This window comes from Rhodococcus sp. YH1, from assembly GCF_009939605.1.
In the GTDB taxonomy this organism is placed as follows: Bacteria; Actinomycetota; Actinomycetes; order Mycobacteriales; family Mycobacteriaceae; genus Rhodococcus; species Rhodococcus aetherivorans.
The window spans coordinates 1-1,574 of record NZ_WVTE01000189.1 but is presented as its reverse complement, the minus strand read 5'-3'; the positions used below and the strand labels follow the sequence as shown (position 1 = coordinate 1,574).

At 67.0% G+C, this 1,574-nt stretch carries 1 protein-coding gene; it reads right to left on the bottom strand.

The window, feature by feature from the left end; all coding sequences use genetic code 11:
• Window positions 1–106: 106 nt before the first annotated feature.
• Window positions 107–1,574: IS1634 family transposase (locus tag AIIKEEIJ_RS14425; protein ID WP_161995939.1), on the bottom strand; the 1,468-nt coding region annotated here is incomplete at its 5' end.

The following is a 1,574-nucleotide window of genomic DNA, read 5'->3' as shown; positions in this document are numbered from 1 at the left end:
GATCAGCACGCCCTCGACCTCGGCGTCACGCCGCAGATTCCGGTCGAAAAGCCCCTGGCCGGCGGGCAGAGCGCCCTGCTCGACCCTCCCGAGTTGGCTCATTTCGTTAGTGCGTGAGCCCAGGTCCTGAAATCCGGTCGAGCAGGGCCCGCAGGTCGGCATCGACCTGCGGCGGGAAGGTGTGCCGGGTGCCGTTGATCGCGATGGTCGCCGACCGCAACGGCCGCAGCAGCTTGACGACCTTACCGATCGCCAGGCCGCTGCGGTCCTGCACCACCCGGGAGACGGCCAACGCCGCGAACACCACCGTCAGGTGCGCCTCGATCGCGTCGCGGGTGCGGTGGAAGATCGGCCGTGCCCGCAGGTCCGTCTTCGACATCCGAAACGACTGCTCGACATGCCACAACTCGTGGTACTTCGCGATGATTTCGCCCGGATCCATCAGCGAGACAGGAAGATTGGTGACATAGCCCTTCAGCCCGACGAGCATCCTGGCTCGCTCCAGCGAGGCGGTGTCCAGTCGCCGGCCCTTCGCGGTGACCGTCACCAACCGCGTGGACTTCACGGCCGTGTCCCCGTCGACCACCGCCCGGGCGCGGGCTTCCTGCGCGTTAAGGGTCTTCTCGTCACGAGCGGCGCGACTGCGCGAGTACTGCCACACTGCCCGCCACGCATTCGGATGTTCCGCCGGATCCCACACCGGTTCGGCGCGTTTACGGGAGTTGTTCACCACCGAGCGGCCGTGCCGCGGCGTGATCGTGTCGATGACCTGACCATCGGTGAAAACGGTGCCGTTCCAATGAAAGTGTGAGGCGAGATCCCCGGGCGCCCTGGTGACCCGCGAGCCGACGATGAACTTGAGCCCGGCCCGATCCAGGGCCGCGAGATTGGCCGCCGACAGCATCCCGGCGTCCGCGGCCACGACCATCTCGACTCCGTCGAGGTCGTGGCGGGCCTGGAACTGCCGCACGATCGGCACGATCGTGTGGGTTTCGGCGGAGTTGCCTTCGTAACAGCCGATCTCGAGCGGGAACCCGGTGCGGTCCACCAGCAGTCCGACGACGATCTGCGGGTCGACCCGACGTTCCTTCGAATATCCGACTTTCCGCAGGTCGTCTTCCTTTTCGGCCTCGAAGTACAAGGTCGTCACGTCGTACAACAACAGGCTCAGGCCGCCGGTTGCGGCGGCATGGGCGAAGCACTGTTCGGCGATGCGATCCCGGTACTTGCCGGTGATGACCTGCCTCAGGTGACGTTTGATCGTGGCGTAGCTCGGCGGATCCGCCCCGAGGTCCTGCAGGACCCGGCCGGCGTCGAGTTTCGAGCCCGGTTCGACGATCCGGGCGATCACCAGGTCCCGGAAGACCGTGTCACCGACGATCCCGAAGCCGAGCTGGTCGTACACGTCGGTCAGCACCTGGCGTAGCAGCACCGACCCGGTCGATTCCGTCCGTCCCGGCGCATCGACCTGCACAGGCCCGGGCGCAGGGTCGAGCAGGGCGCTCTGCCCGCCGGCCAGGGGCTTTTCGACCGGAATCTGCGGCGTGACGCCGAGGTCGAGGGCGTGCTGATCG